The sequence below is a fragment of the Streptomyces sp. NPDC032745 genome (assembly GCF_055579465.1).
This window is the reverse complement of the sequence record NZ_JBVING010000006.1, coordinates 336,116-359,773: the sequence shown is the minus strand read 5'-3', so window position 1 is coordinate 359,773 and position 23,658 is coordinate 336,116. Positions and strand designations below refer to the sequence as shown.

At 69.8% G+C, this 23,658-nt stretch carries 16 protein-coding genes and 2 pseudogenes; 7 read left to right on the top strand and 11 right to left on the bottom strand.

Annotated features, from left to right (window positions below; genetic code table 11):
• Nucleotides 1-33 precede the first annotated feature (33 nt).
• From ACZ5WG_RS18690 to rsmI, 9 genes are all read right to left on the bottom strand, one after another.
• On the bottom strand, nucleotides 34-1,683 hold the full coding sequence (locus tag ACZ5WG_RS18690) for an outer membrane protein assembly factor BamB family protein (protein WP_468724405.1): 1,650 nt from the start codon (nucleotides 1,681-1,683) through the stop codon (nucleotides 34-36).
• A 155-nt stretch (nucleotides 1,684-1,838) separates the two neighbouring features.
• Complete coding sequence (locus ACZ5WG_RS18685) at nucleotides 1,839-3,635, bottom strand: ABC-F family ATP-binding cassette domain-containing protein (RefSeq protein WP_468724404.1); 1,797 nt, start codon at nucleotides 3,633-3,635, stop codon at nucleotides 1,839-1,841.
• Nucleotides 3,636-3,689: 54 nt separating this feature from the next.
• Nucleotides 3,690-5,012 (bottom strand): acyltransferase family protein, encoded by a 1,323-nt coding sequence (locus ACZ5WG_RS18680; RefSeq protein WP_468724402.1) that lies wholly within the window; start codon nucleotides 5,010-5,012, stop codon nucleotides 3,690-3,692.
• A 98-nt stretch (nucleotides 5,013-5,110) separates the two neighbouring features.
• Nucleotides 5,111-6,028 (bottom strand): 4-(cytidine 5'-diphospho)-2-C-methyl-D-erythritol kinase, encoded by a 918-nt coding sequence (locus ACZ5WG_RS18675; RefSeq protein WP_468724401.1) that lies wholly within the window; start codon nucleotides 6,026-6,028, stop codon nucleotides 5,111-5,113.
• Nucleotides 6,025-6,936, bottom strand: coding sequence for a 16S rRNA (adenine(1518)-N(6)/adenine(1519)-N(6))-dimethyltransferase RsmA (gene rsmA, locus ACZ5WG_RS18670; protein ID WP_468724399.1), 912 nt, complete (start codon nucleotides 6,934-6,936; stop codon nucleotides 6,025-6,027). Before rsmA ends, ACZ5WG_RS18675 begins: the two co-directional genes overlap by 4 nt.
• A 54-nt stretch (nucleotides 6,937-6,990) precedes the next feature.
• A complete protein-coding gene (locus ACZ5WG_RS18665) occupies nucleotides 6,991-8,460 on the bottom strand; it encodes a ubiquitin-like domain-containing protein (protein WP_468724397.1) in 1,470 nt (489 codons plus the stop codon).
• Between the two features lie 121 nt (nucleotides 8,461-8,581).
• Nucleotides 8,582-9,469 carry a TatD family hydrolase gene (locus ACZ5WG_RS18660; protein WP_468724395.1) on the bottom strand — a complete coding sequence of 296 codons (888 nt, stop codon included), beginning with the start codon at nucleotides 9,467-9,469 and terminating at the stop codon, nucleotides 8,582-8,584.
• Nucleotides 9,470-9,479: 10 nt separating this feature from the next.
• Nucleotides 9,480-9,986, bottom strand: coding sequence for a hypothetical protein (locus ACZ5WG_RS18655; RefSeq protein WP_468724393.1), 507 nt, complete (start codon nucleotides 9,984-9,986; stop codon nucleotides 9,480-9,482).
• Nucleotides 9,987-10,147: 161 nt separating this feature from the next.
• Complete coding sequence (gene rsmI / locus ACZ5WG_RS18650; RefSeq protein ID WP_468724391.1) at nucleotides 10,148-11,056, bottom strand: 16S rRNA (cytidine(1402)-2'-O)-methyltransferase; 909 nt, start codon at nucleotides 11,054-11,056, stop codon at nucleotides 10,148-10,150.
• Between the two features lie 112 nt (nucleotides 11,057-11,168).
• Between rsmI and ACZ5WG_RS18645 the strand changes: the two genes are divergently transcribed.
• Both ACZ5WG_RS18645 and ACZ5WG_RS18640 read left to right on the top strand, forming a co-directional pair.
• Nucleotides 11,169-12,938 carry a dolichyl-phosphate-mannose--protein mannosyltransferase gene (locus ACZ5WG_RS18645; protein ID WP_468724389.1) on the top strand — a complete coding sequence of 590 codons (1,770 nt, stop codon included), beginning with the start codon at nucleotides 11,169-11,171 and terminating at the stop codon, nucleotides 12,936-12,938.
• Nucleotides 12,939-14,509: 1,571 nt separating this feature from the next.
• Nucleotides 14,510-14,749, top strand: coding sequence for a hypothetical protein (locus ACZ5WG_RS18640; protein WP_468724387.1), 240 nt, complete (start codon nucleotides 14,510-14,512; stop codon nucleotides 14,747-14,749).
• 502 nt (nucleotides 14,750-15,251) lie between these two features.
• Here the strand turns inward: ACZ5WG_RS18640 and ACZ5WG_RS18635 are convergent.
• The gene (locus ACZ5WG_RS18635; protein ID WP_468724385.1) at nucleotides 15,252-16,097 is read right to left on the bottom strand and encodes a hypothetical protein; all 846 of its coding nucleotides are present in this window, start codon (nucleotides 16,095-16,097) and stop codon (nucleotides 15,252-15,254) included.
• Between the two features lie 210 nt (nucleotides 16,098-16,307).
• Between ACZ5WG_RS18635 and ACZ5WG_RS18630 the strand changes: the two are divergent.
• Nucleotides 16,308-17,084 (top strand): annotated as a pseudogene (locus ACZ5WG_RS18630) (NUDIX domain-containing protein).
• Nucleotides 17,085-17,124: 40 nt separating this feature from the next.
• Here the strand turns inward: ACZ5WG_RS18630 and ACZ5WG_RS18625 are convergent.
• Nucleotides 17,125-17,883: pseudogene (locus ACZ5WG_RS18625) on the bottom strand (XRE family transcriptional regulator); the annotation flags it as partial.
• 111 nt (nucleotides 17,884-17,994) lie between these two features.
• On the opposite strand from ACZ5WG_RS18625, the gene ACZ5WG_RS18620 reads away from it, so the two are divergent.
• The 4 genes from ACZ5WG_RS18620 to ACZ5WG_RS18605 all read left to right on the top strand — a co-directional run bounded on the left by ACZ5WG_RS18620 (nucleotide 17,995) and on the right by ACZ5WG_RS18605 (nucleotide 23,629).
• Nucleotides 17,995-18,867, top strand: a complete 873-nt coding sequence (locus tag ACZ5WG_RS18620) for a tyrosine-type recombinase/integrase (protein ID WP_468724383.1) — start codon at nucleotides 17,995-17,997, stop codon at nucleotides 18,865-18,867.
• Between the two features lie 1,177 nt (nucleotides 18,868-20,044).
• The gene (locus ACZ5WG_RS18615) at nucleotides 20,045-21,016 is read left to right on the top strand and encodes an alpha/beta hydrolase (protein ID WP_468724382.1); all 972 of its coding nucleotides are present in this window, start codon (nucleotides 20,045-20,047) and stop codon (nucleotides 21,014-21,016) included.
• A 645-nt stretch (nucleotides 21,017-21,661) separates the two neighbouring features.
• Nucleotides 21,662-21,868, top strand: a complete 207-nt coding sequence (locus ACZ5WG_RS18610; protein WP_468724380.1) for a hypothetical protein — start codon at nucleotides 21,662-21,664, stop codon at nucleotides 21,866-21,868.
• Nucleotides 21,869-21,988: 120 nt separating this feature from the next.
• A complete protein-coding gene (locus ACZ5WG_RS18605; protein ID WP_468724379.1) occupies nucleotides 21,989-23,629 on the top strand; it encodes a penicillin-binding transpeptidase domain-containing protein in 1,641 nt (546 codons plus the stop codon).
• Nucleotides 23,630-23,658: the final 29 nt, after the last annotated feature.

Below are 23,658 nucleotides of genomic sequence, written 5' to 3'. Positions count from 1 at the left end.
ACTGCCTCTCGGTGGGCGGCTCGGTGGACTCGTTCACTTGCCGAAGACCATCAGGAGCTTCTCGTCCGTGCCCTTGGCGAGAAGGCGGGTTTGGGAGATGTAGAGCCGGCCGCCCACGTAGTCGATCTTCGGGCTGTAGAAGCTGCTCTCGATGGGAGCGGAGGTTCCCGACGGGTTGCGCAGCAGCGCGGTGGGCGTGCCGCCGGCGGCCGGGATCGAGACGATCTCGCCGCCCTGGTCCGAGGTGGCCTTGCGGTAGGCGAGCAGCTGGCCGTTCGCGGCCCCGATCGGGGTGAGGGTGCGGCCGTCGCCGGCGGGCGTGCGCCACTTGACCTTGCCGGTGCCCAGGTCGAAGGCGACGATCTCGTTGGCCTTGCCGGACTCCGCGACGGTCGGCATGTAGAGGGTGTTCGCGTCCACGGCGGTGGTGGAGCAGACCGCGACGGAGACGAAGAGGCCGTTGTCGCACTCGGTGGCGAACCCACCCTCGCCGTTGACGGTGGCACGCTGCTTCCCGTCGGGTCCGAGGACCACGATGGCGCGTTCCTTCTTGTCCTGGTTGCCGATGTCGAGGACGACGGGGTCCAGCGAGTAGACGGCGGCGACCTTGTACTTCGCGGGCAGCTTGAAGGTCCAGCTCTTCTTGCCCGTGACCGGGTCGGCGCCCGACACCTCGTTGGAGAGCTCCTCGTCGTAACAGGCGGAGAGGGCGATCATCTTGCCGTTGTCCACGGTGTACGAGCCGGGCTTGCAGCCCTCGGCGGTGGCGCTGCCGAAGAGCTTGTCGCCGGTGCTGACCTTGAAGGCGCTGGCGGTGCCGCTGCGGCTGACGGCGACGGTGTCGCCGGTGATGCCCAGGCTGGGGAACGTCATGATGTCGAAGAGGCCCTCCGAGGGGACCTCCTTCGTCCAGCCTTCCTTGCCCGCCTTGAGGTCGACCTGCTTCATCTGGTTGCAGGTGGCGTTGTCTCCGTCGCCGTCCTTGAACATGACGACGGTCTTGCTCTCGGCGGTGGTCTGCCGGGTGACGGAGCAGATGGGAGTGGGGAACGCGAGCGTCCACTTCTCCTTGCCGTCGGTGGCCCCGTAAGCGGTGAGGTTCTTCCAGACGCTCTTGACGACGGTGTCGCCGACGATCCACTGGCCGGCGGACTCCACGCCCATGCCGGGGCCGTCGATCTTGGCGGTCCTGAGCCAGAGGGCCTTGTCCTCGCCCTGCTTGCGGCCGGCGTTGAGGTCCTCGCCCGCCTTGGACCCGTTGCCGCTGCCGTCGCCCTTGTCCACCTCGCCGGAGGGCTTGGCGTCGGCCGGGGCGGAGCTCTGCGCGACGGGCTTCTTCGGGTCCTCGTCGCTGCCGCCGGCGAAGGCGAAGTAGCCGCCGGTGCCGAGGACGAGTACGCCGGCGACGGCTGCGGCGATGAGCACGGCCGTCTTCTTCTTGGGCGCCGTGCCCCCGGCCTGCTGCATCGCGGCGGTCGGCGCGCCGGGCGGCGGCGGGAGGTAGCCCTGCTGCGGCATCGGCGGCGCGGGCTGCACCGGGTGCATCGGCTGCGTCGGGGGCTGCTGCGCGTAGGGGTTCTCGCCCTGCTGCGGGTAGCCGTAACCGGGCTGCGGCGGGCCGGGCAGGTGGCCGTAACCGGAAGGTGTGGGCTGCTGGTTCGGCGGCTGGGGCGGCTCGGTCATCAGCGCATACCTTCGGCTTCGGGTGGCGTAGGGGGATCACCTTTCTATCACTGACAGCGCTCATACATCGGGCCGGTCCAGCCCCTGTTCCCAAGGGAGGACCGGCCCGTGACAACGCCGTTATCAGGTCAGTTGAGGCCGGCGGATGGCGGAATCTAGGCCTCCTCGGCCAGCTCCAGCCAGCGCATCTCCAACTCGTCCCGGTCCGAGATGAGTTCGCGCAGCTCCGCGTCGAGCTTGGCGACCTTGTCGAAGTCGGTGGCGTTCTCGGCGATCTGGGCGTGCAGATTCGTCTCGCGGTCCGCCATCTTGTTGAGCTGGCGCTCGATCTTCGCGAGTTCCTTCTTCGCCGCGCGCGAGTCGCCCGAGGCGCTCGACTTGGCGGCGGCCGGGGCGGGCGCCGGGGCGGCCGCCTCGATCATCTTCTGCCGGCGCTCCAGGTACTCGTCGAGGCCGCGCGGCAGCATCCGCAGACTGGCGTCGCCCAGCAGCGCCATCACCGTGTCGGTGGTGCGCTCGATGAAGAACCGGTCGTGGGAGATCACGATCATCGAGCCCGGCCAGCCGTCGAGGAGGTCCTCGAGCTGGGTGAGGGTCTCGATGTCGAGGTCGTTGGTGGGCTCGTCGAGGAAGAGCACGTTGGGCTCGTCCATCAGCAGCCGCAGGATCTGCAGTCGGCGCCGCTCACCACCGGAGAGGTCGCCGACGGGCGTCCACTGCTTCTCCTTGGTGAAGCCGAACTGCTCGCACAGCTGACCGGCCGTCATCTCGCGCCCCTTGCCGAGGTCGACGCGGTCGCGTACGCGCTGCACCGCCTCCAGGACCCGCAGGGACGGGTCGAGTTCGCCGACCTCCTGGGAGAGGTAGGCCAGCTTGACCGTCTTGCCGACGGTGACGCTGCCGGCGGCCGGCTGGACGTCGCCCTGGGTGCGGGCCGCTTCCGCGAGCGCGCGCAGCAGGGAGGTCTTGCCGGCGCCGTTGACGCCGACGAGGCCGACGCGGTCGCCGGGGCCGAGGTGCCAGGTGAGGTGCTTGAGCAGGGTCTTCGGCCCGGCCTGGACGGTGACGTTCTCCAGGTCGAAGACGGTTTTGCCGAGGCGGGCGTTGGCGAACTTCATCAGCTCGGACTTGTCGCGCGGCGGCGGCACGTCGGCGATGAGCTCGTTGGCGGCCTCGATGCGGTAGCGCGGCTTGGAGGTGCGGGCGGGGGCGCCGCGGCGCAGCCAGGCCAGTTCCTTGCGCATCAGGTTCTGCCGCTTGGACTCCTCCGTGGCGGCGATGCGGTCGCGTTCGGCGCGGGCGAAGACGTAGTCGCTGTAGCCGCCCTCGTACTCGAACACGGAGCCGCGCTGCACGTCCCACATGCGGGTGCAGACCTGGTCGAGGAACCAGCGGTCGTGGGTGACGCAGACGAGCGCGGAGCGGCGTTCCTGGAGGTGCTTGGCCAGCCAGGAGATGCCCTCGACGTCGAGGTGGTTGGTGGGCTCGTCGAGGACGAGCAGGTCCTGGTCGGCGATGAGCAGCTTGGCGAGCGCGATGCGGCGGCGCTCACCGCCGGAGAGCGGGCCGATGACGGTGTCGAGGCCCTGGCCGAAGCCGGGGAGGTCGAGGCCGCCGAAGAGTCCGGTGAGCACGTCGCGGATCTTGGCGTTGCCGGCCCACTCGTGGTCGGCCATGTCCCGGATGATCTCGTGGCGGATGGTCGCCGCGGGGTCGAGGGAGTCGTGCTGGGTGAGCACGCCCATGCGCAGGCCGCCGCTCTGGGTGACCCGGCCGGTGTCGGGCTCCTCGAGCTTGGCGAGCATGCGGATGAGGGTGGTCTTGCCGTCGCCGTTGCGGCCCACGACACCGATCCGGTCCCCCTCGGACACGCCGAGGGAGATGCCGTCGAGCAGGGTACGGGTGCCGTACACCTTGCTGACTGCCTCGACATTGACCAGATTGACGGCCATCAGGAGCGCTCCAGGTGGGGGTCCCCCCGGACGGGTCCCGGGGGAGGGTGTGGATCAGCCCCCCAGCCTAACCCTCCGGGCCGCTCCGGAACGTTCCACCAGGAGCCAGCCGCCGAGCGCCATGGCGATCGCGGCGGGCGCCGTGACCGGAAGGGCGATCAGGGTGGCGCTGTGGCCTTCGAGGAGGCCGCCGAGGCCGGTCGTGGACAGGCCGAGGATGCCGAGCAGGCAGAGGGTGGTACCGAGGGCGGCCAGCGGTCCGCTGCCGGGTCCGGCGGCGGTGCGCGCCGGGGCTTCGAACCTGCGGAAGAGGGCGACGAGTACGGCGGTCAGCCCGGCGGCGGCGAGCAGCCGCAGCGGCACCTGGGCCCACCAGGCGGCGGAGGCGGGCGCAGGGAGCGCGATGCCGAGCGCGAGCTGGGCCGCGTACACGGCGAGCATGGCGGTGAGGTGCCAGAGGAAGGCGGTCATGGCGATGCCGTTGGCGGCGACGACCGTGCGCCAGACTCGGGGGCGGGCGAGCCAGGCGGTGGCGGGGGCCGCGAGCAGCTGCACGGCGCCGACGAGCCACATCCCGTGCGCCAGCAGGGCGAGGGTGGGCGGGGCCATGTTGGAGACCTTCTCGCCGGGCATCCCGACCATGGACAGCGGGTACGGGCCGTACGCGACGAGCAGCACCGCGCCGGTGAGCCCGGCGGCGGCGAGCAGGCCGGGTCGGGTGATCCGGCCGTCGGCGCGCAGGAAGCCGAGCTGGTGGACGGCGAGCCAGACGAAGGCGAAGTTCAGGAACTCGGCGTACGGGACGGCGAGTACGAAGCGGAGCACGTCGACGGCGGCCGCGGACCCGGCGAGGAGGGCGAACGCCCCCCAGCCCCACCGCCGGTGGAGCGTCAGCAGGGCCGGGGTGAAGGCGACCATGGCGAGGTAGATCCCGATGAACCACAGCGGCTGGGTGACCAGCCGCAGGGCGGCACCGGTCAGCCGCCCCTGCCCGCCGCCGGCGAGCTGCACGGCCAGCGCCCCGGCGGTCCAGACGAGGACGAAGACGAGGGTGGGGCGCAGCAGCCGCTGGAGCCGGGCCCGCAGGAAGGCGGCGTAGACGGGCCGCCCTTCGGCCTTCCGGGCGAGGGAACGGTACGACAGGGCGTGCGAGAACCCCCCGACGAAGAAGAACACCGGCATGATCTGCAGGCCCCAGGTGAGCACCTGGAGCGCGGGGACGAGGGCGAGCAGGTTCCCTATGCCGTCGCTGCTGACGGCGGCCATCAGCCAGTGCCCGAAGAGCACGGTCCCGAGCGAGGCGACCCGCAGCAGGTCGACGTAGCGGTCGCGGTCGGCGGGGGTGGCGTCGGCCATGGCCCGTGCGGTGGCTGTCATGGAGCCACGGTCGCCCCCGCGGGCCGTCTCCCGACAGGGCGCGGGTACTCAACTCCGGTATGAGTACCCGGCGCGGCACGGCGGCCGGCCCTGCGGGGTCAGGACGGCAGGACGGTGGCTCCGGGGGCCGGGCTGGACGCCACGCGCGTGGCCCGGCACGTGCCGGAGGCGGACAGGGCCGCCGCCACCTTCTCGGCGGACTCCGCGTCCCGGCACAGGAAGGCCGTCGTGGGCCCCGAGCCCGAGACCAGCGCGGCGAGCGCACCGCCGTCGGTGCCCGCCGCCAGCGTCCCGGCCAGCTGCGGGCGCAGCGAGAGCGCCGCGGGCTGGAGGTCGTTGGCCAGGGTGGCCGCCAGCGCGTCCGCGTCGCCCGAGGCGAGGGCCGCCAGGAGCGCCGGGGAGGCATCGGGCTCCGGGATCTGCGTACCCTCCGCGAGGCGGTCGAACTCGCGGAACACCGCCGGGGTGGACAGGCCGCCGTCGGCCACCGCGAACACCCAGTGGAAGGTGCCCGCCTCGACCGGGGTCAGCAGCTCGCCGCGGCCGGTGCCGAGCGCGGCTCCGCCGACCAGGCTGAAGGGGACGTCGCTGCCGAGCTCCGCGCAGATGTCGAGGAGCTCGGCACGCGGGGTGTGCAGACCCCACAGGGTGTCGCAGGCCAGCAGGGCCGCCGCGCCGTCCGCGCTGCCGCCCGCCATGCCGCCCGCCACCGGGATGTTCTTCGCGATGTGGAGGTGGACGGCGGGTTCGATGCCGGCCCGGGCCGCGAGGATCTCGGCGGCGCGCGCCGCCAGGTTCGTCCGGTCCAGCGGGACCTGGCCGGCGTCCGGGCCCGCGCAGGTGACGGTGAGGGCGTCGGCCGGGGCGGCCGTGACCTCGTCGTACAGCGACACGGCCAGGAAGACGTTGGCCAGGTCGTGGAAGCCGTCCGGCCGCGCCGCGCCCACCGCCAGCTGGACGTTGACCTTCGCGGGGACCCGTACGGTCACGGCCCGGCGGCTCTCGGCGTGGTTCACAGCGCGGGCCTCTCCTGCGCGGGCTTGTGCTCGGCGATCGCCGCGAACTCCTCCACCGTCAGCGACTCGCCGCGCGCCTGCGGGGAGATCCCGGCGGCGACCAGCGCCGCCTCGGCGCCCGCCGCCGAGCCGGCCCAGCCGGCCAGCGCGGCGCGCAGCGTCTTGCGGCGCTGCGCGAAGGCCGCGTCCACGACGGCGAAGACCTCCGCCTTCGTGGCGGTCGTCTTGATCGGCTCGGCCCGCCGCACCAGCGACACCAGGCCCGAGTCCACGTTCGGCGCGGGCCAGAAGACCTTGCGGCCGATGGACCCGGCGCGCTTGACGTGCGCGTACCAGTTCGCCTTGACGGAAGGCACTCCGTACACCTTGTTGCCCGGCTCGGCGGCCAGCCGGTCGGCGACCTCCGCCTGCACCATCACCAGCGTGCGCTCGATGGTCGGGAAGCGGTCCAGCATGGTCAGCAGCACCGGCACGGCCACGTTGTACGGGAGGTTCGCGACGAGCGCGGTCGGCGGCGGGCCGGGCAGCTCCTCGACCAGCATCGCGTCGGAGTGCACCAGCGCGAAACGGTCCTTGCGCGCGGGCATCCGCGCCTCGATGGTGGCGGGCAGCGCCGCGGCCAGGACGTCGTCGATCTCGACGGCGGTGACCCGGTCGGCGGCCTCCAGCAGCGCGAGCGTCAGCGATCCCAGCCCCGGCCCGACCTCGACGACCACGTCGTCGGGCCGCACCTCGGCGGTACGCACGATCCGGCGCACCGTGTTGGCGTCGATGACGAAGTTCTGCCCCTTCTGCTTCGTCGGCCGTACGCCGAGTACGGCGGCCAGTTCCCGGATGTCTGCCGGTCCGAGAAGGGCGTCGGGGGGCGTGCCGGTCGTACGCTCGGGCTGCTGCTCTGCGGTGCTCACCGGTAAAGCGTCTCAGATCGGCCCGGGTTTCACCCAGGCCGGTCCTGCGCCGCGTCAGCCGCGGTAGAGGCGGCGGCCGCAGTGGGGCCAGGGGGTCGCGCCCCGTTGTACGTAGAGCTTCTTCGCCCGGTACGTCTGTTCCGCGCCCGAGGCGTCCTGCGGGCGTCCGGAGCCGCCGAGGCTCTGCCAGGTGCGGACGTCGAACTGGTACAGGCCGCCGTAGGTGCCCGAGGCGTCGGTGGCTGCGGGGCGGCCGCCGGACTCGCACTGGGCCAGTGCCCCCCAGTCGAGGCCGTCCGCCCCGGAGACGGAGGTCGGCAGTGGTTTCGTGCCGACCTTGACCAGCTGGGTGACGGGCTCGCGGACGATCTCCTCGGCGATCTTGCGGGGCTTCTGCCGGACCCCGTTGACGGTGCGCAGGGCGTAGGTGGCCCGGCGCGCTCCGGGGCGGCCCGCCCGTTCGACGACCTCGGTGCCGGCGAAGAGGCCGTCGTCCTCGGTCTTCTCGGTCTCGTACGGGATGCGCTCCTCGCGGACCTCACGGGTGCCGGTGATGCGGAGCACGGTGACGGTCTGCCCGTCGCGCGGGAAGGAGGCGGGCGGGACGGAGGTGGTGTCCTGGCCCTGGAGGGTGATCCCGGCCTGGCCCAGGGCCTCCTGGATGGTGGCGGCGTTGGTGCGGATGGTGCTTTCGCGGCCGTCCGCCATGAAGGTGACGCTGCGTTCGGTGCGGACGGCGAGGGTGAGGCCGGCGCGGGGCACGGGGGCGGTGCGCGCGGCGGAGAGGTACGCGCCCTCGACGCGGATGCCGAACTGGCGCAGCGCACCCTCGACGGTGCCGGCGGTGGTCCACACCTGGCGGCTCTGTCCGTCGAGGGTCAGGCGCACGGGGCGGCCGTAGCGGACCACGATCTCGTCGCCGTCGTCGAGGGCCTCGCCCCGGGCGGGGGCGACGAGGTCGTGGGGGCCGACGCCGACCCCTTCGGCGGCGAGGAGTTCGCCGACGTCGTCGGCGAAGGTGTGCAGGGTCCTGGGCTCCCCGTCCACGGTGAGGCGTACCGACTTGTCGGCGGCGACGAAGGCCGTGGTGCCGCCGGCCAGGAAGGCGACGACGAGGGCCTGGGGGACGATCCGCCGCCAGCTGTCCCGCCCCGCGGCCGTCCCGGCGGGGGCGGGGCGGCGCCGACGGCCGGTCCCGGCGGGGATCGTATGGATGCCGGTACCGGCTCCGGCGCCGGGGCGGGTGCCCTGTCCGGGGCCGAAGGTTGCGCCGTTGCCCGGGGGGACGGGGTCCGGGCTGCGGCGGCGCCCGGTGCCGGGTCCGGCGGGCGCCGCGGGGTCCGCGCCCGCGGCGGGCGCGGCCCGGCGCCGCCCGGTGGGGGCGGCGGGTACGGGGGCGGCCTCGGCGCTCCGGCGGCGCCGGGCGGCCCGCCGGTCGCCGGTGCGCGGGGCGGGTACCACGGCCGGCTCCGGGTCCGGGGCGGCTTCGTCCCCGTACACCCCGGTGAAAGGACTCTCGCTCACGACGCTCGCTCCACTGGTCCGGCCCCATCGGTTCGGGCACGGCACCCTAGCGGACGTCCGTCACTCACCAAAGTCGATCGACTACCCGGCGTGTCGGGTGTCGTTGCGGGCCCGGTGGTCCTCAGTAGTCGAAGGCGCGCGCCGTGTTCGCCGCCAGGGCGGTGGCCATCGCGTCCTCGTCGATGTCCCGCACCGCCGCCATCGCCCGTACGGTCAGCGGAATGAGGTACGGCGCGTTCGGCCGTCCGCGGTACGGCGCCGGGGTGAGGTAGGGGGCGTCCGTCTCGACGAGCACCAGCTCCAGCGGGGCCACGGCGAGGGCCTCGCGCAGCGGCCGGGCGTTCTTGAACGTCACGGTCCCGGCGAACGACATGTAGTACCCGGCGGCGGCGCATTCGCGTGCCATGGCGGCGTCCCCGGAGTAGCAGTGGAAGACGGTGCGCTCGGGCGCGCCCTCCTCGCGCAGGATGCGCAGCACGTCCGCGTGGGCCTCCCGGTCGTGGATGACCAGGGCCTTGCCCTGCCGCTTCGCGATCTCGATGTGCGCGCGGAAGGAACGCTCCTGCGCCGCCATCCCCTCGGGCCCGGTGCGGAAGTGGTCGAGCCCGGTCTCGCCGACGGCCTTGACGTGGGCGAGCTTCGCGAGCTCCTCGATCTCGGCCAGCGCCTCGTCGAGCGCGGCCTCGCCGCCCCCGGACCGCGCCCCCTGCCGGGACCAGCCGTCAGGATCTCCGTGGACGATGCGGGGGGCTTCGTTCGGGTGAAGGGCCACGGCCGCGTGGACGTTCTCGTACGCGGCGGCGGTCTCGGCCGCCCACCGGGAGCCCTTCACGTCGCAGCCCACCTGGACGACGGTGGTCACCCCGACCGAGGCGGCCTTGGCGAGGCCCTCCTCGACGGTGCCGCCCTGCATGTCCAGATGGGTGTGGGAGTCCGCGACCGCCACCCGCAGGGGTTCGGGCAGCGGCGGCGGGGTGTCCTTCGAGGCGTCCTTGGCGGCAGTGCTCATACGGCCGATCTTATGACCGGCGGAAGATCCTCATCAGGCGGGAGAGCCAGCCCCCGCGCTCGGCGGCCGCGTCCACCGGGACGGGTCCGGGGGCGTCGTGCGCCGGGGCCTTGCGCGGCTTCGGGGTGCGCGGGACGTTCGCGCCGGCCGGCACCGGGCCGGCGATCCCGGGCGAGATCTGGTGGTGGTAGATCTTGTCGATCGTGCCGAGCACCGACGACACCTGGCCTTCCCGCATGATCCGCACCACGTGCCCGCCGCAGTTGTGGCAGGTCGGGTTCGACAGCGGGGAGGGGACCCGCTCGCCCTTGACGGTGTAGATGATGAAGGGCTGGCCCTTGCCGTCGACGTGGTGCTCGATCTCGTAGCCCTGCTCCCAGGCGTACCCGCACTTCATGCACGCGAACGAGTAGGCCTCGTGCACGGTGTGCACCGCGGACCTCGGCACGGAGACGGGTGCTGCGGGGGCGGGGACGGGGGCGGGGACGGGTACCGAGGTGTCTGCGATCTCACTCATGCCAGCTCCTCTTGTTCCACTGGTGCCATTGCCAGTGGACGCCTCTTCGGGCGGGAGCGCATCAGGCCCTGTCTACTGTTGGACGGCCTTTGGGCGACTCATGTCCCAAAGCGCCCGGTGCGCGGTCTGAGCTTTGCTTTTCAGGTTAGCTCTTTACCGTCTTACAGCACCTTTTGAGCCGCATTCTTTGCCGCGACCACTGCGTCGAAGACCTCCCGCTTGGGTACTCCGGCCTCGGCCGCGACCGCCGCGATGGCCTCCTTCCGCCGCTCCCCGGCCTCCTCGCGCACCCGCACCCTGCGCACCAGCTCCTCGGCGTCCACGTCTCCGGGCCCGGCCGCCGGGGCGCCCTCCACGACGACGGTGATCTCTCCGCGGACGCCCTCCGCGGCCCAGGCCGCCAGCTCGCCGAGCCCGCCGCGCTTGATCTCCTCGTAGGTCTTGGTCAGCTCGCGGCACACGGCGGCCCGCCGGCCCGCGCCGAAGACCTCGGCCATCGCGGCGAGGGTGTCGTCGAGCCGGTGCGGGGCCTCGAAGTAGACGAGCGTGCGCCGCTCGCCCTCGACCTCGCGGAGCCGGCCGAGGCGCTCGCCCGCCTTGCGCGGCAGGAACCCCTCGAAGCAGAAGCGGTCCACCGGCAGCCCCGACAGGGCGAGCGCGGTGAGCACTGCGGACGGCCCGGGCACGGCGGTGACCTTGATGTCCTTCTCCACGGCGGCGGCGACCAGCCGGTAGCCGGGGTCGGAGACGGACGGCATGCCGGCGTCGGTCACCAGCAGCACCCGCTTGCCGTCCTCCAGCGCCTCGACCAGCTCCGGGGTGCGTGCCGACTCGTTGCCCTCGAAGTACGAGACGACCCGCCCGGTGGTGTGCACGCCGAGCCCCTGGGTCAGCCGGCGCAGCCGCCGGGTGTCCTCGGCGGCGACCACGTCGGCCCGCTCCAGCTCGGCCGCGAGCCGCGGCGGGGCGTCGGCGAGATCGCCGATCGGGGTGCCGGCGAGCACGAGCACGCCCGCGGAGGAGGAGGTCGAGGAGGGGGTTTCGGAGCCGGTGGGCTGGTCAGTCGTCACCCGCCCATCCTCTCAGCCGTCCCACCGGCACACGTCATCCGTCCCGCCCGGCACACGCACCGAGGGTCCCCGGCGCTGGGGTTCGCACAGGTGCGTTCCCTACGATGACCCGGTGACCAGTACCGCGACGCCGCCGCCCAGCCCCGCGGGGGCTCCGCCCGCCCCTCCGGCGGGGCGCGAAGAACAGCCGTCCACCTGGCTGCGCCGCCTGCGCAGCTTCGGCTACGCGACGCCCGCCGACACCGGGCGGCGCCCGGACGTCCGCGCCCGCCTGGTGCCCCCGTACGCCCGGCCCTCCGAGCAGTTGTGGACGGCGCTCGGGATCCCGCTCTCCGCGGTGGGGGCCTGGCAGCGCGTGCTGGCGTGGGCGGGGCCGGTGCTGGTGGCGCTGGTGGCCGGGGTGCTGCGCTTCGCGCACCTGGGCAGCCCGAAGGCGGTGATATTCGACGAGACGTACTACGCCAAGGACGCCTGGGCCACGATCCGGCAGGGCTACGAGGCCAGCTGGCCCAAGGACATCGACAAGTCGATCCTCGCCAACCCCGACGGGGTCGCCCTCCCGCTGGACCCCGGCTACGTCGTGCACCCGCCGGTCGGCAAGTGGGTCATCGGACTCGGCGAGTGGATGTTCGGCTTCACGCCGTTCGGCTGGCGGTTCATGACGGCCGTGCTCGGCACCCTGTCGGTGCTGATGCTGTGCCGGATCGGGCGCCGCCTGTTCCGCTCGACCTTCCTGGGCTGCCTGGCGGGCGCGCTGCTCGCGGTGGACGGCCTGCACCTGGTGATGAGCCGGACCGCGCTCCTCGACCTGGTGCTGATGTTCTTCGTGCTGGCCGCGTTCGGGGCGCTGCTCGTCGACCGGGACCGGACCCGGGCCAGACTCGCGGACGCGCTCCCGGTGGACGAGGAGGGGCGCACCCGCCCGGACGTCGCCGTCGCCGAGACGCTGCGCCTGGGCTGGCGCCCGTACCGGATCCTGGCGGGCGTGTGCCTGGGCCTGGCCTTCGGCACGAAGTGGAACGGCCTGATCGTGCTGGCGTTCTTCGGTGTGCTGACCGTCCTGTGGGACGCGGCCGCACGCCGCACCGCCGGCGCGGGCGCCCCGTACGCGGCGATGCTGCGCCGCGACGCGCTGCCGGGCTTCCTGTCGACGGTGCCGGTGGCCATCGCGGTGTACCTGGCCTCGTGGACGGGCTGGATCCTCTCCCCCGACAACGGCAAGGGCGGCTACTTCCGCGACTGGGCGGCCAAGAACGACCAGGGCAGTTCGCTGTCGTTCCTGCCGGAGTGGCTGCGTAGCCTGTGGCATTACGAGACCGAGGTCTACAAGTTCCACGTCGGCCTGACCTCGGGTCACACGTACGAGTCGAACCCGTGGAGCTGGCTGGTCCTGGGCCGTCCCGTCTCCTACTTCTACGAGTCCCCCGACCCGGGTACGGACGGCTGCCCGGCGACGGAGGCGGGCAAGTGTGCGCGCGAGGTGCTGGCCCTGGGCACGCCGATGCTGTGGTGGGCGGGCTGCTTCGCGCTGCTGTACGTGCTGTGGCGGTGGTTCTTCCGGCGCGACTGGCGGGCGGGCGCGATCGCGTGCGCGCTGGCTGCGGGCCTGCTGCCCTGGTTCAACTACCAGGAGCGGACCATCTTCTTCTTCTACGCGGTGGTCTTCGTCCCGTACCTGTGCCTGGCGGTGGCGATGATGATCGGCGCCCTGCTGGGCCCGTCGGGCTCGACGGAACGCAGACGCGCGCTGGGCGCGATCGCGGCGGGCGTGCTGGTCCTCCTGATCATCTGGAACTTCATCTACTTCTGGCCGATCTACACGGGCCAGACGCTCCCGATGGACTCCTGGCGCGGCCGCATGTGGATGGACAGCTGGGTCTAGCAGCCGAACCGTTGGCTCCGGCGCCCACCGGTGCCGGAGCCATCACGGCTGTTGTAGGTCGTTGGCGGGTGTCGCTGGCCACCCCTGGACGGCCCACAGACGGCCCAAATCTTTGTCTAACCACGGCCCGTCACAGATTTCTCAACGGCATCGGGGTGCTTTCGCCGCCAAGACAGCATCGCGCGCCCGCCACCCTAGGCTTTCGCTCCCGCCTACGCCCCGCTCCAGCCCTGAAAGCCGGCCTCGTGCCAATGGCTAAGAGCTTCATTGGCAAGGGCCGAGCCTGATCTGTCGTCCGACTGTCAGAACGGATGCCTCCTTCGGAGGCGCTCAAACTCCGGGCTGGAGGGGCCCCGTCCTGTGACTGCGGGCCGCTTTGCGGGTGGGGGTGAGCGCTGCCATCCCGTCTGCCGTCGACCCAGGACAAGCCGTAGCAGGGCAGGCGGGTGGCGGCTGACGCAACCTTCACCGCGCGTCTCGCCGGCCCGGAAGAAGTTGCCCAAGTTGCGGGACACCTTGCGGACTCCTGCATCCTTTCGCCACCAGCCCGGGTGGACCGGCGGTCAGAACGGCTCCACCAACGTCGGCCAGCTGTGTCACCTTTTGATGTCGCTGCCAAAGTAGAAGCCAAAGGCGGCGCTGGCTAGGGCAACAACGGGAGTGAAAATGATGCTCAGTTCTCGCAGTTGGGCATCCGTGAAGTGGGTCCAGTGTCCGAGTATCAAAGCGACTGTCGGCAGCGCTGCTAGTGCCGCAACAAGCCACAACAAGCGGACAGCGATTTGGTGCCGTGTCTCGTCTGGGTCCGGCACATCCGTCTCACGCCACGGCACCCCTACGTATGGAGTAAGCGGCTCGGTTATTTCCTGTGCTCCACGAGGTGTGACTGCTCCACCCGACGCCCCTTTGGATGTCCAGGGCACCCCCTGTTGCGGTGCGGTGTCCTCATTGAGCGTTGGGTCTGGATTTGCGTTCGCCACGGCAGCCCTCTCCTTCCGGGCACAGCAACGGACCCCTAGGGACCTGTTTCAACCAGCCAGGATCGCTGCCAGGGAGAATGACCTCCGACTCCACCCACTCCTCGTGGGCATGGGCATCCGAAGGAGGCTCAGATGAGCCCGAGAAGATTCTTTCTGGCACGTGGTCCGGAGCCCGGAAGCGCGGGCAAACGACTTCCACCGATACGGAGACAGTGCCCGAGCGTTGGGGAGAGCGGCGGCTGTACATGCAAGGATCCCCGTCCTTGCTGAAGTCGCTCATGTGGGTTGGCATGCGGGCCGTCCAAAGGCACGGCAACAGACATACACTTCTATTTCGAATTTATCACCCGAGGCGGTGTCGCTCGAGTGGACCTAGACAGCCAGGGGCATCGGATGCGCACTCGATGTGCATCCGATGTGGATTGCATTGACACCTGATACGCGTCTCTGCATCATGGAGTGGTCAAGGAGGGCCAGGACGCCCTCCCGCGTCACCGTGAGTAGCGGCAGCGCGATAGGGCCCTAGTCGATACGTCTGTCGAACTGCGCTCCCGACGTGGACGCTACTCAACGTAATCGGAGGGCCGAAACATGAGTGAGCCGACGCAGGAAGCCGCAGGTGTCCAGACGGTCACGCGACTTAGCGTGAACATCAACCAGGAGACACGAGAGGCGCTGGAAAGGTTCAAGGGTAGGAACCTGTCAATCACCGAGGTCGTGCGGCGTGCCATCACCCTCTACGACCTCGTGGACCGAGAAATCTGCAGCGGAGGTAGGCTGCAGCTCGTAGACGCCTCGGGCAACGTGCGCGAACTAATGCTGCTTTCTTGAGGCCACAGCATGCTCGCGGCATGGGTCATCGGCTTGTCTGGCACTCGTGTAGCAGGCGCCGTACCGCAACCAGAGCAACCGGCACCGCCCCGAAGTGTTCCCTCGAGAGCGCAAGGTGACCGGCATGACCGTTGCAGACCGATGTCGCTAGAGCTACGGCTCGGGACGTGATCGTGCCCTTCCCGTGCCCGTTCGGCGGGGAACAACGGTCGCCAGCGGACAGCACTCACACGAATGACCCCTGACCATCTTTGCTGGTCAGGGGCCATTCATGCCGTGAGTGTGGGATTTGCACCCACCGTGACTCGCGCCACGCGGGTATTCAAGACCGCCTGGCCGGAGAAACCGGCATACAGCCTGTGCACTTCAAGAGACTTTCACCCGACCGAACCCCACAAGTGGTCAAAGGTTGGCCGCGAACCGTGATCAGGCGCAGTTCGGCAGCCGGTGCCGTCGGCGGGTACCGGGGAGACGGAGACTCCGCCACTCGCCGCCGCGGCTGCTAGGCGGTCTCCGGCGCAGTGGCATTGAGGTGCGTTCGGGCCGCCAGGATGAAGCTGTTGAGAGCCGTGTCCATCTTTCTCTGAGTCGAGCCCAGCAGGTCTCCGACGCTGCACTCCTGCGTACCAGCGTGCCGGACTATGGCCTCCACCTCTCCCTCAGTGATGACCCTCTCCTCCACGTAGGGCAGCAGCAGGGACTTGGCGCGCAAGAATTCTGTGCGCCATCGGGTACCGATCTCCCCGATCGTGTCTGCAGTCGACAGGATGTCCGGGCTGCACATCAGGTGCATGCGATCGCGCTGGGACAGCTCCCCAGTGATGACTCGCAATCGATCAAGAGACTCGATGGCTGGGAACTCCCTGAGAGCGTCGTCGAAGTGAAGCGCCCAGAGCTTGTTCATTGCACGGTAGACATGCCCGCCAATTTCGAGACGTTCTTGAAAGACGAAGGATTCGCGCGCGAACTCTCGGGCCCTCACCAGTACCACCTCAGGCCCTTCCAACTCCACTGCAGCAAAAGCTGTTTGGACCTGATGAAGGGGCTCACTCAGGTCCTGAGCGCTACCGTCGCGATCCCCCTCAGAGGTGCGTGTGTACTCAGCACGACGCACGAAGTCTCTGGCCACGGCCAAGAAGCCGACGTATGCAGTCCTCTGAGCAGCTCGATTCTGCTGCTCCAGAGCGGCTGCATACTGCGTGGTAGCCGTCGTCTGGGCTGCCCGAAAGGTCGCGTCCGCCTGAGCGTGGCTGCCCTTGGCCTGGATGCGTGCGGCAGACAGGGTGCCTGCGATGCCTAGTGCCACGCCGGCCAGGGTGGCTACCGCGGTGATCAGTTCCGGGGACATGCCCGGCATCATCCCCCGAGCCGCCAAGGGCGCGCTGCCCTTCGGCCGGACTGGGACGGAGTACCGACGAGACGACCCGGGCAGCCTCCGGACGCTTACCCCGATGCCCCAATACCAACGGGAAGAGAGACAGGTATGGCCGAGTCGCCCGAGCAGACACCCGACTACGCTGGCTGGTACCGGCCGACAAACGGGGAGAGCGCTCTGAGGATGGGACCGAAGTCGACGAGGGTCTACCAGACCATCCGGTCTTGGATCGAGTCGGGCAAGTACGGCCCCGGCGAAAAGCTTCCCTCTGAGCGGACCATGAGCGCTGAGCTGGAGATTGGCCGTACCGCCCTCCGCCAGGTGCTCGCCCGACTGGCGAGTGAGCGGCTCATCAAGGCGTACGACCGCAGCTCGTACCGAGTCGTGGGTGGCGAGACCGTCCCTACGCCGGCAGAGCTCGAGGCCTGGAAGATCCACGGCAGCAGGACGGTCTACGAGAACCGGTGGGTGAACCTCGACCTCGTCGACGTTGAGCCGCCCGGGGTCGAGCGGTTCGAGCACCACGTGGTGCGCCTCCATCACGTGGCGGTCACTGCTGTGATCGATGAGCAGCAGCGCGTCCTGATGCTGTGGCGCTATCGCTTCGTCCCGCAGCAGTGGGGATGGGAACTCCCCGGCGGGATCGTGGACGAAGGCGAGGATGCGGCGACCACGGCGGCGCGGGAGACCGAGGAAGAGACCGGTTGGCGTCCGACGAACGTCGAACACGTTGTGACGTATCAGCCGATGATCGGCATGGTCGATTCGCCTCACGAGATCTTCGTGGCACAGGGCGCGGTGAAGTAGGGCGAACCCACGGACATCGAGGAAGGCGGACAGATCGCCTGGGTGCCACTTGCGGACATCCCCCAGCTCATGACCGAGGGGAAGCTCATGGGGTCAGGAACCCTGGTCGCCCTGCTGCACGTCCTCGCGTCGCGGGCTACAGCCGCCCCGTAAGTAGTTCCACACGCCGGCGGTGCCGCACGGACCCCGTGCTGCTCAGCATGTCGGAGTCACGAACGTGCGCGCCTTCCGGCAACTCGGCCGCCGCCCGTTCCAGCACATGCCGGGCGTCGTCGTGCATGCTGGCGGCGGCGCACAGTTCGGCCTCGGCCGCGCTCAGCCAAGCCCGAAGGCGAGGCGATTGCCGCTCCGCATGGGTGCGCTGCGCGTCGCGAATGAGCTCCACCGCCATTTCGGGTCGGCCGGCATCACCCAGGACGTACGCCTGCTCCCCCATGGCGTGGGCCAAGTACTGGGGCGCATCAGCGTCCTGCGCAGCGCGCTTCGCCAGCTCGTAGTGCCGCCATGCGCGCTCCACAGAACCTGCGTCCAGCGCTTGCCAGGCTGCCAGGGTTGCTGCCCCTGCCAGGGCGGTCGCGATGGGACGGCGCGTTCCTGGCAGGACCGCGAAGGTAAGCGCGTCCTCCATTGCCGCCAGGTGGCCGTTCATCTGGTCCACCAGGCCCGATGCACCCATCTGCCGGTCCATGGTTCGTAGTAGCTCGGTCTGGTCCATGAAGGTGCTCACCATGGAATCGCTGACGCTCCGCGCCGAGTCGATCCGGCTCAACAGGTCCTCGTAGCCATAAGCTTGCTGGGGGACTGGGCGAGCAGGCTCCCCGCCCAGCTCGGCATCCGTCACCCCAAGCAGCGGCCGGAGGATCACGGCGTACCGCTCCGTGATGGCCCGTCGGCCGTTTTCCCACTCCGACACGTAGGTCTTCAGGCTCGCGCTGGATGCGACGTTCAACATGTGCTGCCGCGCGTAGCGCTCAATCTCGAAGATCAGCCGCTCCTGCGACCACCCCCGCGCCGTACGAACAGGCTGAGGCTTCACGCGTACCCGCATATCGGCAACCGTCCCATGCCCTCGTTCCAGCCGGGACACATCCGTACATGGCTCGGCGCGCTGGAGCGGAACGGCCTGGCCGCGTCCCACCGGCGGATCATCTTCGGAACCATCTCTGCAGCGTTCACGGCCGCGGTGGACGACGGGCTGATCACCAAGAACCCGTGCCGGGCGCGATCCGTGCAGGTCCCGAAGCCCGAAAAGGTCCGCGTCACCCCGTGGACTCCCCCGCAGGTGCTGGCCGTCCGCGCCGCGCTGCCTGAGCATCTCCGAACGGCGGTGGACCCTGCTGCGGGGTGCGGACTGCGGCAGGGAGAAGTCTTCGGGCTTTCCGAGGAGGAACTGGACTACGACGGTGAGTGGATCCACGTGGGGCACCAGCTGAAGCGCATCCGAGGGAAGTACGTGCTCGCCCTCCCCAAGGGAGGCAAGACGCGTTCGGTTCCCCTGCCCCGATCGGTGGCCGCCGGCCTCGTGGCCCACTCAAAGCTGCATCCACCGGTCCGCGTCACTCTGCCCTGGCGGACACCGGACGGTCCGCCGGTGACGAAGTCGCTCCTGTTCACCGGGACCGGGGGCAGCTTCGTCCGGGTGAGCTACTTCAACGACTTCATGTGGAAGCCCGCTCTGGCCCTCGCAGGAGTCATCCCGCCTGCCAAGGAGGGGCAACGATTCGTGGCCTCGCCTCACGACGGGATGCACGCCCTTAGGCACTTCTACGCGTCCGTACTGCTGGATGCGGGCGAGAGTATCCGGGCTCTGAGCCAGTACCTCGGACATGCCGATCCGGGCTTCACGCTCCGCACCTACACACACCTGATGCCGAGCAGCGAGAGCCGGACCCGGAAGGCAGTCGACGGGCTATTCGAACGGCCACAGCGAGCGTGATCGCGGCACAGGGGCAGCCCAGTAGAGCAACCCACCGGCCCTGGCTGGCCAGGAGAGCGGCCATCTACCTGCATGAGGGCCAATGCCATACCGTGCTGACATGTCCTTCGGGGAGCTTCTCGGGCCGTCGATGGGTGCGGTGGCCACGTTGCTAGGTGTCTTAGCTGGAGGCCACATCGGAAGCCGGTCACAAGAACGTCACTGGACAAGAGACGCCTGTCGCACTGGGTATGCGGAAGTACTCAACGCTTACGGCCAGATTCGGGATCAACTCGGCCATTGGGCACGTCGGGGGGAACGGCCCGACATCGACTGGTCTCAGTGGAACCGCGCAATGAATCTGGTCCGACTTGTCGCGACACCAGAGGTCGTTGGCGCTGGGGATGCGATTAATGCCGTTTTCTGGGAGATCGAACGTGAGCTCAAGGCGGGACGCGGAGGGCTCGATAGGTGGCTTGCGTTCCAGGAACGGCTGGACGCCAAGCAGCTGGACTTCGTCAATGCAGCAAGGAGGAGCCTACGGGGAGGCAGCGAAGGTCTCAGCAGGGCAGTAGGAAGGCCACCCGGGGACCATCCGATGTGGCGTTCAGGCTGAACGTCGTTCGCGCCGGGAGCCATGATCACGGCCCAGAGACGGCCCAGTAGGCCGTAACGGCCCCTAACCCATGCTGAACTCGCTGGTCAGGGGTCATCTCGCCTCTCACCGCGAAGCTTCATCTACTTCTGGCCCATCTACACGGGCCAGACGCTCCCGATGGACTCCTGGCGCGGCCGCATGTGGATGGACAGCTGGGTCTAGCAGCCGAAACGTCGGCTCCGGCGCCCACCGGTACCGGAGCCGACGTGGCTGTTGCCGGTCGTTAGTGGGGGGCGGTCAGCCCGCGGACCTCACATGTGACCCTCGGCGTCCTTAGCTGCGGGGTGTAACCCTCGATCGTCGGACTCCGTGACACCGTGCCGTGCGATCGGCCGGCCGTTCTCTCAGCGTTCGCCGACGTAGTGGCAGCGTTCAGGGGGCACCGGGTCGGTGGCGGTTCCTAGTCCGCGCAAGCTGCGAGTTTGCATGAGCTGTCGCCGGTGACGCACGCTCCAGCGCCTTGACAGAGTTGCACCGATGCGCTGCTGAGAGACGATGGGAGATGGCCGTCACGACCGAATTCTGAGGCAGGAGCACACCATGGCTACTTCTTCGTTGCTCCCGGCGCCGGTCCTGGAGCCCGCGGCCCAGGAACTGGTGGATTCCACGAAGCCGCACCCGCGCCTCTACGAAGTCCCACCGGAGAATGGCCGAGGGATCCTTGATGATCTGCAGGCGGGCCAGGGGGTGGTCAAGCCCGCGGTGGACGAGGAGTGGGCGAGCGTCGACGCAGGCCAATACGGCCAGGTCCGAGCCCGAATCATCCGCCCCCAGGGGGCGACGAAAACCCTCCCGGTGGTTTTGTACATCCACGGCGCCGGATGGGTGTTCGGCGACGAGAACACTCACGACCGACTAGTCCGGGAACTGGCGACCGGATCGGATGCCGCGGTGGTCTTCCCGGTCTACGACCTGGCCCCTGAGGCGAAGTATCCCACTCAGATCGAGCAGAACTACGCGGTCGGTAAGTGGCTCATACAGAACGGCGAGGAGCGAAACCTCGATGCCTCCCGGATGGCGGTCTGCGGCGATTCGGTAGGCGGCAACATGTCCGCCGTCTTCGCGCTGATGGCCAAGGAACGCGGCGATGTCCGACTGGCGGCCCAGGTGCTGCTGTACCCGGTCACCGATGCCAACTTCGACACCTCTTCGTACCAGCAGTTCGCCGATGGCTACTACCTCACCCGCGACGGGATGAAGTGGTTCTGGGACGCCTACACCACCGACCCCGGGCAGCGCGCCGAAATCTATGCCTCACCACTGCGCGCCGACATCGAGCAACTCCGTGGTCTTCCCCCCACCTTGGTCATCACCGATGAGGCCGATGTGCTGCGTGACGAAGGCGAGGCGTACGCGTCCAAGCTGCGCGAGGCGGGAGTGGACGTCACGGCGGTACGAGTGCTGGGGATGGTCCATGATTTCCTCATGCTCGACAGCCTCCGCGACTCCAAAGCGACCGTTGTTGCACGCACGATGGCCATCGAAGCGCTACGCCGAGCACTCCACGAATAGCCCGCGGTTGGGCTTGGGCACTGGTGCCTTGCCCCATGCATGCCCGATCGAGCGGGGAATCACGGGAAGCATTGGGCGATCACGGGGGCTCCCAGTCCCGCGCTGGCGCGATGTCCTGCAAATCCTCTGCCGGGAGCAGGGCTGCGTTTAGCTGACTCTCGGCCAACCTGCGAGCACGTCGGCTGAACGGAGGGACGGAGAGGTTCACGTGCGCTCTCGCGATCTGGCGCCTCAAGGCACCGAGCGCCCTGAATAGCTCGTTCACATTCGGGAGATCGTTTACGCGCCCCGCCTGTCCGTACACGGTGGGCTGCCAGCACGACGGCATGAACCCGACCGTGTACTACGAAGTCGCTCTCCTGTTGACGCGCACGCTCAGCTCGCTCCTTCCCCCGGCGGTGCCCTGCGCCATGGTGGGCGAGCGCTGGCACGGCACGCGGGAAGTGCTGACTGTGGTCGAGCTCGTAGTCACATCGGCTGCGCAGGCAGCAGTTGCCGTGTGCTCGCGAGTCGGGGCCGGTCTGTCCAGCCACCGCTCGCGGGCGTGGCGGGCAACTCCCATGCTGGAAGGAGGACGCCCTTGGCTTCAGGAACCGGTCGCCCTCAGAGGGGACCGGGCCCGGGGCACCGGAGAGGTGGCGCGTCATGCGCATGCGACGACTGCTCGGGCTGGCTCTCGCCACGGCGGCCCTGGCCGGCGTGAGTGCCCTCGGCGCCGCGACGGCCCAGGCAGCGGCGACCCCGACCATCACGTCCGCGGAGTGCACGGATCAGGGCGGAACGGTCAGGACCATCCCCTACGGCGGATCCGTGTGCGTGCTCCCCGACGGAAGCCAGGTGAGGCTGGACTGACCGGCCGCGGTGTTCCGGTCTGGTAACAAACCGTACGCGTTCCGTTCGCGCAGAGTAAGGTCCGCACCAGAGGTTCTTTGAACACGTTCAGAGAAAACGGGGATCTGGGGAGGAAGGTACGTGAACGGGGCGACGAAGGGGGCCATCGTCGGCGGGGTGTTTCTCGCGATGGTCGGCGGGGCCGGGTACGGGGTGTACGCGCTGGTCGGGGACGCCGGCGACAAGGAGGGCGACAAGGGCGGCGGCAGCGCCGTCCAGGCGGAGAAGGGCAGCGGGCCGGTCACCGACAAGGAGGCCGCGCAGACCGCGAAGGCCTTCTTCGCCGCCTGGGCGGCCGGGGACGCGCGCGCGGCCGCCGAGCTGACGAACAACGTGCAGGCCGCGCAGACCGCCGTGGCCGACTACCGGGCGAAGGCCTACGTGTCCAAGGCCGTGATCACTCCGGGGACGCAGACGGGTACGACCATCCCGTTCAGCGTCGCCGCGGAGGTCACGTACGGGGGCACCGGCAAGCCTCTCGCGTACGAGTCCAAGCTGACCGTCGTACGCGGGCTGACCAGCGGGAAGCCGCTCGTCGACTGGCAGGCCTCGGTGATCCACCCGCAGCTGCAGAAGGACGAGAAGCTGCGCGCGGGCGCCCCCGCGGCTCCGCCGGTCAAGGCCGTGGACCGCAACGGCGAGGAGCTGAGCGCGGAGAAGTACCCCTCGCTGCGGCCGGTCCTCGACCAGCTGCGCCAGACGTACGGCGGCAAGGTGGGCGGCAAGTCCGGGGCCGAGCTGTGGATCGAGCCGGCCGCCCAGGACGCGCCGAAGCGGACCCTGCTGACGCTGGTGGAGGGCGAGCCGAGCACGCTGAAGACGTACCTGGACGCCAAGGTGCAGGCGGCGGCCGAGAAGGCGGTCGCCAAGTACCCGGAGTCCTCGGTGGTCGCCGTCCAGACGGGCAACGGACACATCCTGGCCGTCGCCAACAACCGCAAGGACGGCTTCAACGCGGCGATGGAGGGGCGGCGGGCGCCCGGCTCGACGATGAAGATCGTGACGGCGGCGATGCTGATCGACCGGGGCAAGGCGGCGGCCGACCAGCCCGCGGAATGCACCAAGGACGCCATGTGGGGCGGCCGCACCTTCCACAACCTGAACAACTTCGAACTGCCCGGCGCGAACTTCGCGACCAGCTTCGCCAAGTCCTGCAACACCGCCTTCATCAAGCAGATCGACAACGTCGACGACGACGCGGCGCTGGCGAAGGAGGCCAGGGAGGTCTTCGGCCTCGGTCTGGACAACTGGAAGACGGGCATCCGCTCGACGGACGGCCAGGTGCCGGAGGCGAAGGGCGCGGAGGCCGCAGCCGAGTACATCGGGCAGGGCCGGATCACCATGAACCCGCTGAACGTCGCCTCCTTCACCGCCACCGCGCGCAGCGGGTCCTTCCACCAGCCGCTGCTCGTCTCGCCGGAGCTCGACGGGCGGCCCGTCGCGCAGGCCTCGCGGCAGATGAAGCCGTCGGTGCAGCAGCAGCTGGTGCGGATGATGAAGCTGACGGCGACCAGCGGCACGGCCCAGCAGGCGATGAGCTCGGTGGGCGGCTCCGACAAGGGAGCCAAGACCGGCTCCGCGGAGGTCGACGGCGCCGGCAGCCCGGACAGCTGGTTCACGGGCTTCAGCGGGGACGTGGCCGCGGCGGCGATGGTCGAGGCCGGCGGCCACGGCGGCGACGCGGCGGGCCCGATCGTGGCGACGGTCCTGAACGCCTCCTGACGCCCCGGCGTTGCGGGGCTGCGCCGGAA